Raw genomic sequence first — 14,267 nt, 5'->3', positions numbered from 1 at the left:
CGAGCGGCGGTGCAGACGAGGCCACTGCCGATGCCGCTGGCGCTGGCGCTGGCGCTGACGCTGCGCCGACGGTGCTGCTGTCGCACCACGCCGATGCGCACGGCGTGCGCGCGGTGGCCGCGCTCGCCACCGCCGCCGCCCGCGACGCATCCGGCGACCGCATCGGCGCCGCGCTCGCCGCCGCACCCGCGATCGGCGACGCGTTGCCCGCGCCCGCCTCCGGCGCCACCGCGACGCTCTGGTCGGCGCTCGCGTCGATCGCGGCGATCGACGTGGGCGTCGCGCGCGCCGTCGAGCCGCACCTCGACGCGCTCGCGATCCTCGGCGAGGCCGGCGAGCGTCCGCGCATCGGCGATCCGCGAACGTGGGGCGTCTTCGCCGCCGAGGGTGCCGGGCACCGCCTCGAGGCGCACGAGGGTGCCGATGGATGGCGACTCGGCGGCTCGAAGCCGTGGTGCTCCCTCGCAGGCAGGCTCGACGGCGCGCTCGTCACCGCGCACGTCGGCGACCGTCGCGGCCTGTTCGCGATCGACCTCGGCCACCGCGGCGTGCGCGTCGACCACGCGTCGGCGTGGGCATCGCACGGCCTCGCCGACGTGCCCAGCGTGCCCATCCGTCTCGACGACGTGCCCGCGACGCCCGTCGGCGATCCCGGCTGGTACCTCGACCGCGCCGGATTCGCGTGGGGCGGCATCGGGGTCGCCGCCGTCTGGCACGGTGGCGCCGTCGGCGTCGCACGCACCGTGCTGGGCGCGAGCAGGCGCCGCGACCCCGATCAGGTCGCGCTCATGCTGCTGGGGCGCATCGACCGTGCCCTCGCCGCGAGCGCCGCGACGCTCGCGGACGCGGCGGCGAGGATCGACGCCGGCGACGTGCCCGACCCCGCCGCCCTCGCCCTGCGAGCCCGCGGCGTCGCCGCCGCGACCGTCGACGAGGTGCTGCGCTGCGCCGACCGCGCCATGGGGCCGGCACCGCTCGCGCTCGACGCCGTCCACGCCCGACGCGTCGCCGACCTGCGCATCTACGTGCGACAGCATCACGGCGACCGCGACGACGTCGCGCTCGGCCGCGCCGTGCTCGAGGGCGCAGCGCTCGACGCCTCGCAGTCCGCGTCCGCAGCCGAGGCGAAGGCGCCGTGGTGACGTTCCGCCACGACGACGACGGCCGACCGGTGTCGACGTGGGCGTCGACGACCGGCCCCGCGATCGACGTCGCCGCCGCGACCCGCGTCGTGGTCGTCGCCGCGCATCCCGACGACGAGTCGCTCGGCGCAGGCGGCCTCCTCGCACGGTGCACGAGCGCGGGCGTGCCCGTGGAGGTGGTGCTGCTCACCGACGGCGACGCCTCGCATCCGCGCTCCCCCACGCACTCGCGCGCCGAGCTCGGCGAGCGCAGGCGTCGCGAGTCGATCGTCGCGGCCGCCGCGCTCGGCGTCGACGCCGCACGGCTGCACCACCTCGGCATCCCCGACGGCACGGTCGCCGACCACGAGGATGCCGTGATCGCGGCGCTCGTCGACGTGCTCGGCGACGGCCGCGACACCGTGCTCGTCGCGCCCTACCGGCACGACGGGCACGCCGACCACGACGCGGCGGGCCGTGCAGCGGCCATCGCGGCCGCCCGCACCGACGCGCGGCTGCTCGAGTACCCGATCTGGCTGCTGCACGCATCCGACCCCTCCGCGCTGACGCACGCGCAGGTCGTGCACCTCGCGCTCGACGACCACGAGGTGCACGCGAAGGCGGCGGCGATCGACGCGCACGCGAGCCAGCTGCATCCGCTCTCCGACCAGCCCGGCGACGAGGTGCTGCTCGGCGAGCACGTGCTGGCGCACTTCCGCACACGCGTCGAGCGCTTCCTCGTCGTCGCCGACCGCGCCGTCGATGACCGCCTCGACCGGCTGCACGAGCAGCACGACGAGCCGTGGGGTGCCGACGACCGGTGGTACGAGCTGCGCAAGCGCACGCTGCTGCTGGCGATGCTGCCCACCGAGCGCCTCGGGCGCGTGCTCGAGGTCGGATGCTCGACCGGGGTGACGACGGCGGCGCTCGCCGCACGCGCCGACGAGGTCGTGGCGATCGAGTCGTCGACGGCGGCGCTCGCCCGTGCCGCCGCCAGGCTGCGCTCGCTGCCCGTGCGGCTCGTGCACGGCTCGGTGCCGCAGGCGTGGCCGGAGGGCGCGTTCGACCTCGTCGTCGTCTCCGAGGTCGGCTACTTCCTCTCCCCCGCCGCCCTCGCGCGGCTCGTGACACGCGTCGCGGCGAGCCTGCGCCCTGGCGGCGCGGTCGTGCTGTGCCACTGGCGGCATCCCGTGCGCGGCTGGCCGCTCGACGCCGAGGCCGTGCACGACGCGTTCGACGACGAGCGGCTGCCGCCGAGGGCGGCCTCCTACGCGGACGGCGACGTGCGCATGGAGCTGCGCGCGCCCCGCTCCTCGATGCCCAGGGCCGACCGATGACGCGCATCCGCGAGGTGCTCGTCGTCGTGCCGGCGCGCGACGAGGCGCAGCGCATCGACCGCTGCCTCGACGCCATCGCAGCAGCACGAGCCGCGGCGGCTGCGCGCGGCGTCGCCGTGCGCGTCGTCGTCGTCGCGGACGACTGCCGAGACGACACCGCCGCGCTCGCCGCTGCGCACGCCGACGTCGAGGTCGTGACGGTCGGCGCGGCCCGCGTGGGCATCGCACGGCACGTCGGCGTCGAGACGCTCGCCGCCGGCGTCGACCGCAACGATGCCGCGAGCGTGTGGATCGCGTCGACCGACGCCGACAGCGTCGTGCCTCCCGACTGGCTCACGGTGCACCTCGCGCTCGCCGATGCCGGTGCCGACGCCGTGCTGGGGCTCGTGCACCTGCGCGCGGACGACGCCGGCGCCGCCACGCTCGCCCGCTGGCACGCACGCGCGCAGCAGGGCGACCGCATCCACGGGGCCAACCTCGGCGTGCGCCTCGACGCCTATCTCGCGGTGGGCGGCTTCGCGCCGCTCGCCGCGCACGAGGACGTGTCGCTCGTGACCGCGCTGCGCGACGCGCGCCACCGCGTCGTGACGACGAACCGCGGCTCGGTGCTGACCTCCGGCCGCCGCGACGGGCGAGCGCCCAGCGGCTTCGCCGGCCATCTGCGCACGATCACCCTGCAGGACTGACCCGCCCTCTACCCTGGTGCGTTTCGCAGGCGATCACGGGGGTCCGAGGGAAGATACCCCTCGACCACCCCGGATCGCCTGCGAAACGCATCAACCTGGGGCGCGGCTGTCCTGAGGAGGTGGTCGGTGGGATGCGGGTCAGTGGGATGCGGCCGCGGGCAGCTCGAGCACGAAGCGGGCACCCCCGAGCGGCGAGGCCGTCACCCACGCGTCGCCGCCGTGCGCTCGCGCCACCTCGCGCACGATCGCGAGCCCGAGGCCCGAGCCGCCGTCGTCGCGCGCCCGCGCCTCGTCGAGCCGCACGAACCGCTCGAACACACGCTGCCGCTCCGCCGCGGCGACCCCGGATCCGTCGTCGTCGACCCACACCATCGCGCGCCCATCGCGCACGACCGACCCGAGCGCGATGCGCGACGCCGAGTGCCGCAGCGCGTTGTCGACGAGGTTGCGCACTGCCCGTGCCACGAGCCGCGCGTCGCCTGCGACGGCGGCGGCGCGGATCGTGGAGCCGTCGACGACGCATCCGAGCTGCCGCACCCGAGCGACCTCCGCGTGCGCCACGTCGTCGAGGTCGACCGTGCGCCGCTGCACGGGCCCGTGCTCGTCGAGCCGCGCCAGCAGCAGCAGCCCCTCGACGATGCCGTGCATGCGCTCGCCCTCGTCGAGCACGACGTCGGCGAGCTCGCCGGGGGTCGTCGCACCGGGATGCGCCCTCGAGAGCTCCGCGAACTGCCGCATGGTCGCCAGCGGCGAGCGCAGCTCGTGCGACGCATCCGACACGAACCGCTGCCTGGCCCTCGTGCCCTCCTCGACGCGCGCGAGCATGCGGTTCATCGTCGCCGCGAGCCGGTCGACCTCGTCGCCGGAGCCCGTCGTCGGCACCCGCAGGTCGAGCGCGGTCGCGTCGAGGCGGTCGACCTGCGCGCGGATGCGGTCGACGGGTGCGAGGGCACGGCCGACGACGATCCACACGATCGTGCCGATGAGCACGACCGCGAGCGGCACCGCGAACGCCAGCAGCACCGTCGCGGTGCGCACGGCATCGTCGACGTCCTCGATCGACCGCGCGACGACGAGCGTGCCGACCCCTGCGACGTCCGCGGCGACGACGACGTGGGTGGCGCCGTCGACCTCCGCGACGATCGGCTCCGTGCCAGGCGGCAGCGGCAGCAGCGCCGCGGCATCCGCGTTCACGGTCACGCCCGCCGCGGTGCGCAGCGCCACGAGCACGTCGTCGTCGCGCTGCACGAGCGCCGCCGTCTGGATCGTGCCGGCCTCGACGCCCTCGGCGAGCGCGGCGAGCTCGTCGGAGAGCTGCTCGGCGACCGACGCCTGCAGCAGCCGATCGAGCGTCCACACGAGCGCGACCGAGCCGACGCCGAACGCGACGAGCACGACCGCGAGCGCGGCCGCCGTGATGCGCAGGCGGATGGACGCGCGCCACGCGGCACGCTCAGCCACCGTCGGCCGCCAGTCTGTAGCCGGCGCCGCGCACCGTCTGGATCGCGTCGCGCCCGAAGGGGCGGTCGACCTTGCGGCGGATGCGGCCGACGTACACCTCGACGATGTTCGGGTCGCCGTCGAAGTCCTCGCTCCACACGTCGTCGAGCACCTGCGTCTTCGTCACCGCCTCGCCCTTGCGGCGCATGAGCAGCTCGAGCACGGCGAGCTCACGTGCCGTGAGGTCGACTTCGGCGTCGCCGCGGTGCACGGTGCGGGCCGCGGGGTCGAGTCGCAGGTCGCCCGCCTCGAGCACGACGGGTCGTTCGCGGCCGCCGCGACGCACGAGGGCGCGGATGCGAGCGACGAGCACGGGGAACGAGAACGGCTTCGTGAGCCAGTCGTCGCCGCCGGTGTCGAGCCCCTCGACCTCATCCCATTCGCCGTCCTTCGCGGTGAGGAACAGCACGGGCGTCCAGATGCCCTCCGACCGCATCGTCTGGCAGACGCGGTAGCCGGACATGCCGGGCATCATGACGTCGAGCAGCACGACGTCGTACGCGAACTCGCGCACGCGCCACAGGCCGTCGACGCCGTCGTGGGCGACGTCGACCGTCATGCCCTCTGCCTCGAGGCCGCGGCGCACGCCGTCGGCGAGCCGCACCTCGTCGTCGACCAGCAGCACCCGCATGCTCCCGATCCTGGCGGCTCGGCGCTGACGCGGGGCTGAACGGCGCGCGTCGCGCCCGCCCGCCACCGCCCGATCGGTCGCTCGATGTCCGCGAGTGGTCACTCGACGCGGCGATCCGACGCGAGTCACGACATCGGGTGACCGATCGCGGCGGGAGCACCAGCGGGCCACGTGTTCGCGATCGGCATGACCTCGCGAGTCGACCGGCGACGGCGCCGCGCGAGAGGATTGGACGTCGGCCAGCCCGGCACGGAGGACGCATGCAGCACCATTCGATCGCACCCGACGCACTCGAGCGCATCCGCGCCGACTTCCCGCAGCTCGCCGAGGAGGTGCAGGGGCACCCCCTGGCCTACCTCGACTCCGGCGCGACGGCGCTGCGGCCGACGCCCGTGCTCGACGTCGAGCGCGCGTTCGCCGAGACGCGCACGGCCGCCGTGCATCGCGGCGCGCACACGCTCGCCGCGCTCGCGACCGTCGCCTACGAGGACGCCCGCGAGCGCGTCGCCGCGTTCGTCGGCGCCGACGCCGACGAGATCAGCTGGGCGTCCAACGCCACCGACGCCCTCAACACCGTGTCGATCGCGCTCGCGCGCGCGCAGCGCTCGCCGCACGATCCCATCGTCGACCTCGGCCCCGGCGACGTCATCGTCACGACCGAGGCCGAGCATCACGCCAACCTGCTGCCGTGGCAGGACCTCGCGGCCGCCACGGGTGCGACGCTGCGCATCGTGCCCGTCGACGACGACGGCGTGTGGAGGGCCGAGGCAGCCGTCGCCGCGATCGACGAGCGCACGCGCGTCGTCGCGTTCGCGCACGTCGGCAACGTCACCGGCCTCGTCGCGCCCGTCGCCGACGTCGTCGCGGCCGCGCGCGCCGTCGGCGCGCTCACGGTGCTCGACGCGTGCCAGTCGGCGCCGCACATGCCGCTCGACCTGCATGCGCTCGACGTCGACGCCGCCGCCTTCTCGGCGCACAAGATGCTCGGCGCCGGCGGCATCGGCGTGCTGTACCTGCGTCGCGAGCTCGGCGTCGCGCTGCCGCCGGCGCGCACCGGCGGATCGATGATCACGACCGTCACCCTCGAGGACGCCGAGTGGATGCCCCCACCGCAGCGCTTCGAGGCGGGCACGCAGCCGGTGAACCAGGCCGTGGGCCTCGCAGCCGCGGCCGACTACCTCGACGGCGTCGGCCTCGAGGCGATCGCCGCGCACGAGCACGCGCTGGGGCAGCGGCTCGTCGACGGCCTCGCGACGATCGACGGCATCCGCATCGTCGGCCCGCAGCCCGGGCAGGAGCGCGCCGGCATCGCGAGCGTCGTCGTCGACGGCGTGCACGCGCACGACGTCGGCCAGGTGCTCGACGCGCAGGGCATCGCGGCCCGCGTCGGCCACCACTGCGCGCAGCCGCTGCATCGTCGCCTCGGCGTCGCCGCGACGACGCGCGCGAGCACGTACCTGTACACGACCGAGGCCGAGGTCGACCGGTTCCTCGACGCCGTCAGCGGCGTGCGCGCCTACTTCGGGGTGGGGCGATGAGCGGGCTCGACGACCTGTACCAGCAGATCATCCTCGATCACGCGAAGGCGAGGCACGGCGAGGGTGCGCTGCCAGCCGACGACGCGCACGCGGAGCGCTTCGAACGCAACCCGACGTGCGGCGACGAGGTGCGCCTGCGCATCACGGTCGACGGCGCCACCGTCGTCGCCGTGGGCTGGGAGGGCCAGGGCTGCTCGATCTCGCAGGCGTCGGCCTCGATCCTCGGCCAGGACGTGCCGGGGCTCACGCGCGAGGCCGCGCAGCAGCGGGTGGATGCGCTGCGCCGTGTGCTGCGCACGCGCGGCGAGCACGACGACGCCGACCTCGAGCTGCTCGGCGACGCGTCGGCGTTCGAGGGCGTCGCGAAGTTCCCGATGCGCGTGAAGTGCGCGATGCTGCCGTGGGTCGCGCTCGAGGACACGCTGCGGCAGGTCACGGCCCGCGACTGACGCGTGCCGTCAAGGCCGCGCGACGGCCAGCTCGGAACGCCTAGCGTCGAGGCTCCACCGATGTCAGGAGCACCGATGCCCGTCGCCGTCACCGACTACGCCCACGTTCGCCTCACCGTCACCGACATCGCGAGGTCACGGGCGTTCTACGACGACGTGTTCGGCTTCGACGTCGCGTTCGAGGCCCCGCCCGCGGATGCCGACGACGAGACGAAGGAGCAGCTGGCGTTCCTCTTCGGCGGCGTCATCTACCAGTTCCCAGGCGGCCTGCTCGGCCTGCGTCCCGTGGCCCCAGCCGCAGATCGCCACGACGAGGACCGCGTCGGACTCGACCACCTGAGCTTCGCGGTCGCCTCCCGCGCCGTCCTCGACGATGCCGTCGCCACGCTCGACAGGCTCGGCGTCGCGCACGAGGGCGTGAAGGACATCGGCGCGGGCTTCATCCTCGAGTTCCGCGACCCCGACCACATCGCGCTCGAGCTCCACGCCCCCGCCTGATCCGATCGAGGGCGGCCGGGCGCCGCACGCCCCGTCGCGTCAGCTCGCCGCAGCCTCTCGGGCGGCGATGCGCGCCTGCACCTCTGGCCTGCGCAGCGGCGGCACGGTCTTCGGCGGCTGCCTGCGCTCGGGCAGCTCGTCGAGCAGATGCTCGGTGATGTGGGCGATCTCGGCGACGGCGCGCTCGAACGCCTCGCGCGTGCGATCGGTGGGATGCGTGATCCCCGACACCTTGCGCACGTACTGACGCGCGGCGGCCTCGACCTCGTCGTCGTTGGCTGCGGGCTCGAGACCGCGCAGGGTCGTGATGTTGCGGCACATGGCCGTCACGGTACGCCTGCGTGGCGCGCGCATCCACCCCCAGCAGCAGTGGTCGCCGGATGCGGCGATCCGAGTGCGATCGCGACGACCGTCGACCACTCGCGCGCATCGAGCGACCAGGCGGGGCGCCTCAGCGCTCGAGCTGCGCCCGCAACCCGGCCTCGCCTGCACGCATGACGGCGGCGTGATTCGCGCGCAGCCGGCCGGCCGCGACGCGCGCGATCGCCTGCAGCGAGCGGCGGCGCAGGATGACGTGCTGCTGGAAGACCACGTGCGTGCCACCGTCGGCGCTCGGCGACACGTGCCACGAGCACCAGCCGAGCAGGTCGCCGCTCACGCGCGCCGCCAGCACGCCGTCGGCCGCAGGCATGCCGATGAGGCGCACGCGCAGCGTGTACGGCAACGGACCGCGCATCGCGATCCAGCCGTCGCCCGCATCCTCGACGGTGCCCTGCACGACGCTCGGCCACCACCGCGCATACGCGGCGACGTCGGCGAGCGCTGCGTGCACGACGCTCGGCTCGGCCGCGATCGTCCACACGGAACGGAAGCGGAGGTCGGATGCCACGCATCCATCATTCCAACCCCACCTCGATGGATGCCGCATGCGGCATGCGTCGCGGATCGCCCCCCGTGAGAGCGCATGGTGCTCCTGCCGTGCCCGCTGGGGCAAGCCCCTCGGGCGTGCCGCGCAGAGGGGAGGATCGTGCTGGCATGCGCCTCACCACCTCCGTCGCCATCGCCGCCGCCGCCGTGCTCACGCTCGCTGGCTGCGGCAGCGGCGAGCAGGTGCCGAGCGGCACGCCGACGCCGACCTCCAGCGACAGCGCGCAACCCGCCAGCCCGTCGCCGTCCGCACCCCCGAGCGGCACCGCCGACCCCAGCGCGTCGCCGACCGCCCCGGAGGGCGCGTGCGGCATCGACGACCTCGCCATCACGCAGCAGACCGGCGACGCGGGTGCCGGATCGGTGACCGTGACGTTCACGTTCGAGCACGTCGGCGCGGAGCCGTGCACCCTCGCGGGCTTCCCCGGCATCTCCGCCGTCGGCGGCGGCGACGGCACGCAGATCGGGCAGCCCGCCGACCGCTCCGACGCCGCGTTCGAGACCGTCGCGCTGCAGCCGGGATCGACGGCGACGGCATCCATGCGCATGGTGAACGTCGCCGGCGGCGGCGGCCCGCTCGGCGACGCGTGCCAGCCGCAGCCCGCCGACGGCTGGCGCGTCTACCCGCCGGGCTCGACCGAGGCCGTGCTCGTCGAGGTCGACGGCCTCGAGGCGTGCGCCGGCGACGTCGACTGGATCACGATCGACCCGATCGTCGGCTGAGACCGGCCGCGGCGCGCGGCAGCATCCTCGACGGCACGCAGCAGCGCCGCGTCACCGTCAGCCGGCGAGCGCCGCCTCGAACGCCTCGAGCAGCATGTCGATCTCCGACTCCTCGATGACGATGGGCGGCGCGAGGCGCACGGTCTGGCCGTGGGTGTCCTTCGCGAGCACGCCGGCGTCCATGAGCCGCAGGCACACCTCGCGCGCCGACGCGACGTCGGGGTCGATGTCGATGCCCGCCCACAGCCCCGCGCACCGCACGGCGGTGACGCCTCGGCCGACGAACGCCTGCAGCCCAGCCTCGAGCCTGGCGCCGAGGGTCAGCGCGCGCCGCTGCATGTCGCCCTCGGCGAGCATCCGCACGACCTCGAGGCCGACGGCCGCCGCGAGCGGATTGCCCCCGAAGGTCGAGCCGTGCGACCCGGGCGTCAGCACTCCCAGCACCGCTGCGTCGCCGACGACGGCAGACACCGGCACGATGCCGCCGCCGAGGGCCTTGCCGAGCAGGTACAGGTCGGGCACGACGCCCAGCTGCTCGCAGCGGAAGGTGGCACCCGTGCGACCGAGGCCCGACTGGATCTCGTCTGCGATGAGCAGCACGTGCTGCTCGCGCGTGATCTCGCGCACCCGCGGCAGGTAGTCGGCAGGTGGGATGCCCACGCCCGCCTCGCCCTGGATGGGCTCGAGCAGCACGGCGGCGGTGCGCGGCGTGATCGCGGCGGCGAGCGCGTCGGCGTCCCCATAGGGCACGGTGACGAAGCCGGGCGTGAACGGCCCGAAGCCCTCGCGCGCCTCCTGGTCGTCGGAGAACGACACGATCGTCGTCGTGCGCCCGTGGAAGTTGCCGGAGGCGACGATGATCTCGGCCTGCCCATCAGCCACGCCCTTCACCTCGTACGCCCAGCGACGGGCGACCTTGATGCCCGACTCGACGGCCTCGGCACCCGTGTTCATCGGCAGGACCATCTCCTTGCCGGCGAGGGCGGCGAGCTCGGCGACGAACGGGCCGAGCGCAGCGGAGTGGAACGCGCGGCTCGTGAGGGTGACGCGGTCGAGCTGCGCCTTCGCGGCGGCCACGAGGCGCGGGTTGCCGTGGCCGAAGTTCACCGCCGAGTAGGCGGCGAGGCAGTCGAGGAATCGACGCCCGTCGACGTCGGTCACCCATGCCCCCGACGCCGACTCCACGACGACCGGCAGCGGGTGGTAGTTGTGCGCCGCGTGCCGCTCGACCTGTGCGATCGCCGTGGCCGTGCGGGTGGCGGTGGATGCCGCGGTCGACGAGGCGCTCATCGGCGCAGCTCCAGCGTGCAGCACTTCACGCCGCCGCCGCCCAGCAGCAGCTCGGACAGGTCGACGCCGACGGTCGCGTACCCGCGCGCCTGCAGATCGCGGTCGAAGCCGGTCGCGCGCGCTGCGATGACCATCGAGGCGCCGTCGCCGAAGGAGTTGAGCCCCAGCACGGCCGCATCGGTCTCGTCGACGTGGATCGCATCCGGGTAGCGACGCTCGAGCTCGGCCCGGCTCGCGTCGTCGAACGCCGTGGGCAGGTATGCGATGTTCTCGTCGTCGAGGATCGCGATCGCGGTGTCGAGGTGGTAGAACGCCGGGTCGACGAGGCGCAGGCTCACGACCTCGCGGCCGAAGATGCTGCGCAGCTCGTCGTGTGACTCGAGGGTCGTGCGGAAGCCGTGGCCCGCGAGGATCGCATCGCCGGAGACGAGGAAGTCGCCCTCGCCCTCGTTGACGTGCTCGGGTGCGTGCACCTCGAAGCCGGCCTCCTCGAGCCATGCCATGTACGCCGGGCCCTCGGGGGCGCGCTGCTCGTAGGTGAAGAGGGCGCCGTAGGCCTTGCCGTCGAGGGTGAAGCCGCCGTTGGCGGAGTAGACCATGTCGTTGAGGCCGTCGACGGGGTCGATGAGGTGCACGTCGTAGCCGAGTGCCCGATACGCCGCGTGCAGGGTCTCCCACTGCGCCACCGCCGTGTCGGTGCTCGTGGGATGCTCGGGATGCATCCACGGATTGATGCGGTAGCTCACCGTGAAGTAGTCGGGGCGGCACATGAGCACCGTCTTGTGGACGGCGGTGCGGCTCGCCTGCTCGGGGGTGGGACGGGTTGCGAGATCGGGCTGCATGCCTTCCATGCTCGCAGCGATGTCGCGCGCCACAGGCGGTTCCGACGCAAGATGCATGCAAGTTCAGGTGCTAGGCCATACGATCTTGCGTATGGACCGCATCGACCAGGGCATCATCGACCAGCTGCGCACCAACGCCCGCGCCGGCTACGGCGACATCGGCCAGGTCGTGGGCCTGTCCGCATCCGCCGTGAAGCGTCGCGTCGACCGCCTCGTCGCCGACGGCATCATCCGAGGCTTCACCGTGCAGGTCGACCCGAAGGTCGAAGGGCTCGCGACCGAGGCCTACGTCGAGCTGTTCTGCCGCGGCACCGTCTCGCCCACCGACCTCAAGCGCATCCTCTCGGGCGTGCCCGAGATCGTCGAGGCGGGCACGGTCACGGGCGAGGCGGATGCGATCGTCATCATGCGCGCACGCGACGTGATCGCGCTCGAGGAGGCGCTCGAGAAGGTGCGGGCCGCGTCGTCGGTCGACCACACCCGCTCGGCGATCGTGCTGTCGAAGCTCGTCACGCGCGTCGCCCGCTGACGCGGCTCGCGCGCTGCTGCGGCGTGCGCGCCGGTGCGGTGCACCGGCTGCGCGCGTGCGTCGCATCGAGCACGCCGCTCGGATCGGGCGCGTCGGCCGTGTCGGCACTAGCCTGCTGGGATGCCCGCCGATCCGCGCCCGCTGCTCGCCGTGCTCGCCGACGAGGCCCGTCGCCTGCTGTTCGCCGAGGCGACCATGGCGTCGTCGAGGCTCGCACCGCTCGACGTCGCGCGACTGCCTGCGCCCGACCGACGACGCATCGACGCCCTCGAACGCGTCGGGCTCGTCGAGGTCGTCGACGGCCTCGTGTGGGCGCGCGACCCGTTCACGGCGACGCTCGACCACGCGCACAGCCGCGTGGGCATCGAGCGGTTCGTGCACGATGGGCGCATCCGCGACTGGCCGCGCAGGCCGGGCGACCGCCTCGCGCTCATGACATGGGCGATGCAGCAGGCCATCGCCGACGGCGAGGAGCTCGACGAGCCCACGGTCACGGCGCGACTCGGCGCGGTGTGGCGCGACCCGGTGACGCTGCGCCGCGAGCTCGTCGACGCCGGCCTCGTCACCCGCGACCCCGAGGGGCGCGTCTACCGTCGAGCCGACTGACGATCAGGCGTCGTCGCCGAGCAGGTCCGCGCGCGCCGCCTCCCATCCCTCGACGGCGAGCGTCCAGTCGGGGCGCGCGAGATCGGCGGCCTCGAGGCGCATGCGGCGATCGTCGACGACGGTCGCATCCTCGCCTCCGAAGCCCGAGACCCGCATGCGAGAGGTGCCGTTGTCGCGGTAGCCGAGACGACGCGAGACGCCCGCGGACGGACGGTTGCCCTCGGCGTACGACGTCTCGGCGACCTCGGCACCCAGGTGGTCGAACGCCAGCAGCAGCACGGCGGCGCGCATCTCGGTGCCGACGCCGCGCCCGTGCACGTCCTGCCGCAGCCACGATCCGGTGGTGACGGTGCGGCGCGTGGCGAAGTCGACGGCCGCGAGGTCCTGCACGCCGACGACGCGGCCATCGAGGCGGACGCCGAGCTGCACCGTCCAGTCCTCCGGCTCGAGGCTCGCGCGCTGCCGCCACTGGAACTGCAGGACGCGGCGGCGCACCTCGTCGGGCGTGCCCACGTTCCACCGCCGAGGGAACGGCGCGACCTCGCCACCGTGGATGCCGCTGAGCGCCGCGTCGACGACGTCGTCGAGGTCCTCGTCGCGCAGCGGTCGCAGCTCGAGCCGCGGGGTGCGCAGGACGAGGTCGAACAGGGGCCAGGAGCGCATGCGGCGACGCTACCCTGCCGCCGCGATGCGGCCTGAGCGGCCGTTGGAGGGTGCATTCCACCCGAATGCTCGCTCAGACCGCATCGCGACGGCGTGGCCACCGATGCGCGTCTCGTCGCACGAGCGCGAGCAGGTCCTGCTCCACGGCCTCCCAGTCGTCGAGCACCTGGCGGTAGCTCAGCCGCACCACGAGGTAGCCGGCCACGACCAGGGCGCGGTCGCCTGCACGGTCGGCCGCCTGCGCGTCCCATCCGCCGTGGTGCTCGGCGCCGTCGCACTCGACCACCAGCCGGTCGCCGACCACGAGGTCGACGCGATGCCGACCGATCCACACCTGCGGCCGCACTCGGATGCGACACGCTCGCAGGCGCACGCGCACGATGCTCTCGAGCCCGGACTCGGCAGCGTCCGTCTGGTCGAGCAGCGCGACGATGCGACCGGGTGCTCCGGCGCTCCACGATGCGAGCTCCTCGCGCGTGGCGAGCCCGAGGTGCAGCAGCGAGTCGGCGATCACGACGACGTCCTCCGCGGAGCCGCACCGCAGGGCGCATCGGAACGCGGTCTCGACGTCGTCGAGGGCCGCGCGCACCGCGGGGTTCGTGCCGAACGGGCGGCAGCCGCGACGGCCTTCGTCGCGGCGATGCGTCGGGTGACGGACGTGCGCTGAGCCCATCGACTCCGGCACCCACACGCCGTGCAGCCGCAGGGCGCTCGCGCACGAGACGCATCCCTGGGCGCTCACGGCGGCGACGACCGACGCATCGGCGTCCGGCCGCGCGTACCAGCCGCGGCGCACGTGCACGAGCCTGCCCCGTGCGACCGCGACGGCCCGCTCGTGCCTCGAGAGTCCGAGCTCGGCGAGCTGTGCGGTGGACAGCACGCCGAGGCGGTGGAGCAGGAGGTCGACCATGCCCAGAGGATGTCGGG

The 14,267-nt window shown here is 74.3% G+C and carries 17 protein-coding genes; 9 read left to right on the top strand and 8 right to left on the bottom strand.

The window, feature by feature from the left end; all coding sequences use genetic code 11:
* From ACZ6H8_RS06055 to ACZ6H8_RS06045, 3 genes are all read left to right on the top strand, one after another.
* A partial coding sequence (locus ACZ6H8_RS06055; protein WP_464145484.1) for an acyl-CoA dehydrogenase family protein occupies positions 1-1,142 on the top strand: 1,142 nt, incomplete at its 5' end.
* Positions 1,139-2,458 carry a PIG-L family deacetylase gene (locus tag ACZ6H8_RS06050; RefSeq protein ID WP_464145482.1) on the top strand — a complete coding sequence of 440 codons (1,320 nt, stop codon included), beginning with the start codon at positions 1,139-1,141 and terminating at the stop codon, positions 2,456-2,458. The genes ACZ6H8_RS06055 and ACZ6H8_RS06050, both read left to right, overlap by 4 nt.
* Positions 2,455-3,144: a glycosyltransferase family 2 protein gene (locus ACZ6H8_RS06045; protein WP_464145480.1), complete on the top strand. Its 690-nt coding sequence runs from the start codon at positions 2,455-2,457 to the stop codon at positions 3,142-3,144. Before ACZ6H8_RS06050 ends, ACZ6H8_RS06045 begins: the two co-directional genes overlap by 4 nt.
* Positions 3,145-3,282: 138 nt before the next feature.
* Here ACZ6H8_RS06045 and ACZ6H8_RS06040 read toward each other — a convergent pair whose 3' ends face one another.
* Together ACZ6H8_RS06040 and ACZ6H8_RS06035 are read right to left on the bottom strand one after the other, a co-directional pair.
* Positions 3,283-4,605, bottom strand: coding sequence for a sensor histidine kinase (locus ACZ6H8_RS06040; protein WP_464145478.1), 1,323 nt, complete (start codon positions 4,603-4,605; stop codon positions 3,283-3,285).
* Complete coding sequence (locus ACZ6H8_RS06035) at positions 4,598-5,275, bottom strand: response regulator transcription factor (RefSeq protein ID WP_464145477.1); 678 nt, start codon at positions 5,273-5,275, stop codon at positions 4,598-4,600. The genes ACZ6H8_RS06040 and ACZ6H8_RS06035 overlap by 8 nt, the downstream gene beginning before the upstream one ends.
* Positions 5,276-5,535: 260 nt before the next feature.
* On the opposite strand from ACZ6H8_RS06035, the gene ACZ6H8_RS06030 reads away from it, so the two are divergent.
* The 3 genes from ACZ6H8_RS06030 to ACZ6H8_RS06020 are packed head-to-tail and all read left to right on the top strand — an operon-like array spanning position 5,536 to position 7,760.
* Positions 5,536-6,813 carry a SufS family cysteine desulfurase gene (locus tag ACZ6H8_RS06030; RefSeq protein WP_464145476.1) on the top strand — a complete coding sequence of 426 codons (1,278 nt, stop codon included), beginning with the start codon at positions 5,536-5,538 and terminating at the stop codon, positions 6,811-6,813.
* Positions 6,810-7,262, top strand: a complete 453-nt coding sequence (gene sufU, locus ACZ6H8_RS06025; protein WP_464145474.1) for a Fe-S cluster assembly sulfur transfer protein SufU — start codon at positions 6,810-6,812, stop codon at positions 7,260-7,262. Before ACZ6H8_RS06030 ends, sufU begins: the two co-directional genes overlap by 4 nt.
* A 60-nt stretch (positions 7,263-7,322) precedes the next feature.
* Entirely contained in the window at positions 7,323-7,760 is a 438-nt protein-coding gene (locus tag ACZ6H8_RS06020) for a VOC family protein (RefSeq protein WP_464145472.1), read from the top strand.
* Positions 7,761-7,799: 39 nt separating this feature from the next.
* Here the strand turns inward: ACZ6H8_RS06020 and ACZ6H8_RS06015 are convergent, their stop codons facing one another.
* Positions 7,800-8,081 (bottom strand): DUF2277 domain-containing protein, encoded by a 282-nt coding sequence (locus ACZ6H8_RS06015; protein WP_464145470.1) that lies wholly within the window; start codon positions 8,079-8,081, stop codon positions 7,800-7,802.
* Positions 8,082-8,211: 130 nt separating this feature from the next.
* Complete coding sequence (locus ACZ6H8_RS06010) at positions 8,212-8,649, bottom strand: SRPBCC family protein (RefSeq protein ID WP_464145468.1); 438 nt, start codon at positions 8,647-8,649, stop codon at positions 8,212-8,214.
* Between the two features lie 401 nt (positions 8,650-9,050).
* Between ACZ6H8_RS06010 and ACZ6H8_RS06005 the strand changes: the two genes are divergently transcribed.
* Complete coding sequence (locus ACZ6H8_RS06005; protein ID WP_464145486.1) at positions 9,051-9,410, top strand: DUF4232 domain-containing protein; 360 nt, start codon at positions 9,051-9,053, stop codon at positions 9,408-9,410.
* 57 nt (positions 9,411-9,467) lie between these two features.
* Here the strand turns inward: ACZ6H8_RS06005 and rocD are convergent, their stop codons facing one another.
* On the bottom strand, positions 9,468-10,700 hold the full coding sequence (gene rocD, locus ACZ6H8_RS06000; RefSeq protein WP_464145466.1) for an ornithine--oxo-acid transaminase: 1,233 nt from the start codon (positions 10,698-10,700) through the stop codon (positions 9,468-9,470).
* The gene (gene ddaH / locus ACZ6H8_RS05995; protein WP_464145464.1) at positions 10,697-11,542 is read right to left on the bottom strand and encodes a dimethylargininase; all 846 of its coding nucleotides are present in this window, start codon (positions 11,540-11,542) and stop codon (positions 10,697-10,699) included. The genes rocD and ddaH overlap by 4 nt, the downstream gene beginning before the upstream one ends.
* Before the next feature lie 91 nt (positions 11,543-11,633).
* On the opposite strand from ddaH, the gene ACZ6H8_RS05990 reads away from it, so the two are divergent.
* Both ACZ6H8_RS05990 and ACZ6H8_RS05985 read left to right on the top strand, forming a co-directional pair.
* On the top strand, positions 11,634-12,071 hold the full coding sequence (locus tag ACZ6H8_RS05990) for an Lrp/AsnC family transcriptional regulator (protein WP_464145463.1): 438 nt from the start codon (positions 11,634-11,636) through the stop codon (positions 12,069-12,071).
* Positions 12,072-12,191: 120 nt separating this feature from the next.
* The gene (locus ACZ6H8_RS05985; protein ID WP_464145461.1) at positions 12,192-12,677 is read left to right on the top strand and encodes a DUF2087 domain-containing protein; all 486 of its coding nucleotides are present in this window, start codon (positions 12,192-12,194) and stop codon (positions 12,675-12,677) included.
* A 3-nt stretch (positions 12,678-12,680) separates the two neighbouring features.
* Here the strand turns inward: ACZ6H8_RS05985 and ACZ6H8_RS05980 are convergent, their stop codons facing one another.
* Positions 12,681-13,340 carry a GNAT family N-acetyltransferase gene (locus ACZ6H8_RS05980; RefSeq protein WP_464145459.1) on the bottom strand — a complete coding sequence of 220 codons (660 nt, stop codon included), beginning with the start codon at positions 13,338-13,340 and terminating at the stop codon, positions 12,681-12,683.
* Positions 13,341-13,413: 73 nt separating this feature from the next.
* Positions 13,414-14,250, bottom strand: a complete 837-nt coding sequence (locus ACZ6H8_RS05975) for an endonuclease domain-containing protein (protein WP_464145457.1) — start codon at positions 14,248-14,250, stop codon at positions 13,414-13,416.
* Positions 14,251-14,267: the final 17 nt, after the last annotated feature.

The organism is Agrococcus sp. AC640b (genome assembly GCF_979255995.1).
The sequence above is the reverse complement of the archived record's forward strand: the minus strand, read 5'-3'. Positions and strand labels throughout refer to the sequence as shown.

Excerpts from the sequence above, each read along its gene's own strand:
- ACZ6H8_RS06045 (WP_464145480.1), top strand. The coding sequence starts at position 2,455 with ATGACGCGCATCCGCGAGGTGCTCGTCGTCGTGCCGGCGCGCGACGAG.
- ACZ6H8_RS06035 (WP_464145477.1), bottom strand. The coding sequence starts at position 5,275 with ATGCGGGTGCTGCTGGTCGACGACGAGGTGCGGCTCGCCGACGGCGTG.
- ACZ6H8_RS06030 (WP_464145476.1), top strand. The coding sequence starts at position 5,536 with ATGCAGCACCATTCGATCGCACCCGACGCACTCGAGCGCATCCGCGCC.
- sufU (WP_464145474.1), top strand. The coding sequence starts at position 6,810 with ATGAGCGGGCTCGACGACCTGTACCAGCAGATCATCCTCGATCACGCG.
- ACZ6H8_RS06020 (WP_464145472.1), top strand. The coding sequence starts at position 7,323 with ATGTCAGGAGCACCGATGCCCGTCGCCGTCACCGACTACGCCCACGTT.
- ACZ6H8_RS06015 (WP_464145470.1), bottom strand. The coding sequence starts at position 8,081 with ATGTGCCGCAACATCACGACCCTGCGCGGTCTCGAGCCCGCAGCCAAC.
- rocD (WP_464145466.1), bottom strand. The coding sequence starts at position 10,700 with ATGAGCGCCTCGTCGACCGCGGCATCCACCGCCACCCGCACGGCCACG.
- ddaH (WP_464145464.1), bottom strand. The coding sequence starts at position 11,542 with ATGCAGCCCGATCTCGCAACCCGTCCCACCCCCGAGCAGGCGAGCCGC.
- ACZ6H8_RS05990 (WP_464145463.1), top strand. The coding sequence starts at position 11,634 with ATGGACCGCATCGACCAGGGCATCATCGACCAGCTGCGCACCAACGCC.
- ACZ6H8_RS05985 (WP_464145461.1), top strand. The coding sequence starts at position 12,192 with ATGCCCGCCGATCCGCGCCCGCTGCTCGCCGTGCTCGCCGACGAGGCC.
- ACZ6H8_RS05980 (WP_464145459.1), bottom strand. The coding sequence starts at position 13,340 with ATGCGCTCCTGGCCCCTGTTCGACCTCGTCCTGCGCACCCCGCGGCTC.
- ACZ6H8_RS05975 (WP_464145457.1), bottom strand. The coding sequence starts at position 14,250 with ATGGTCGACCTCCTGCTCCACCGCCTCGGCGTGCTGTCCACCGCACAG.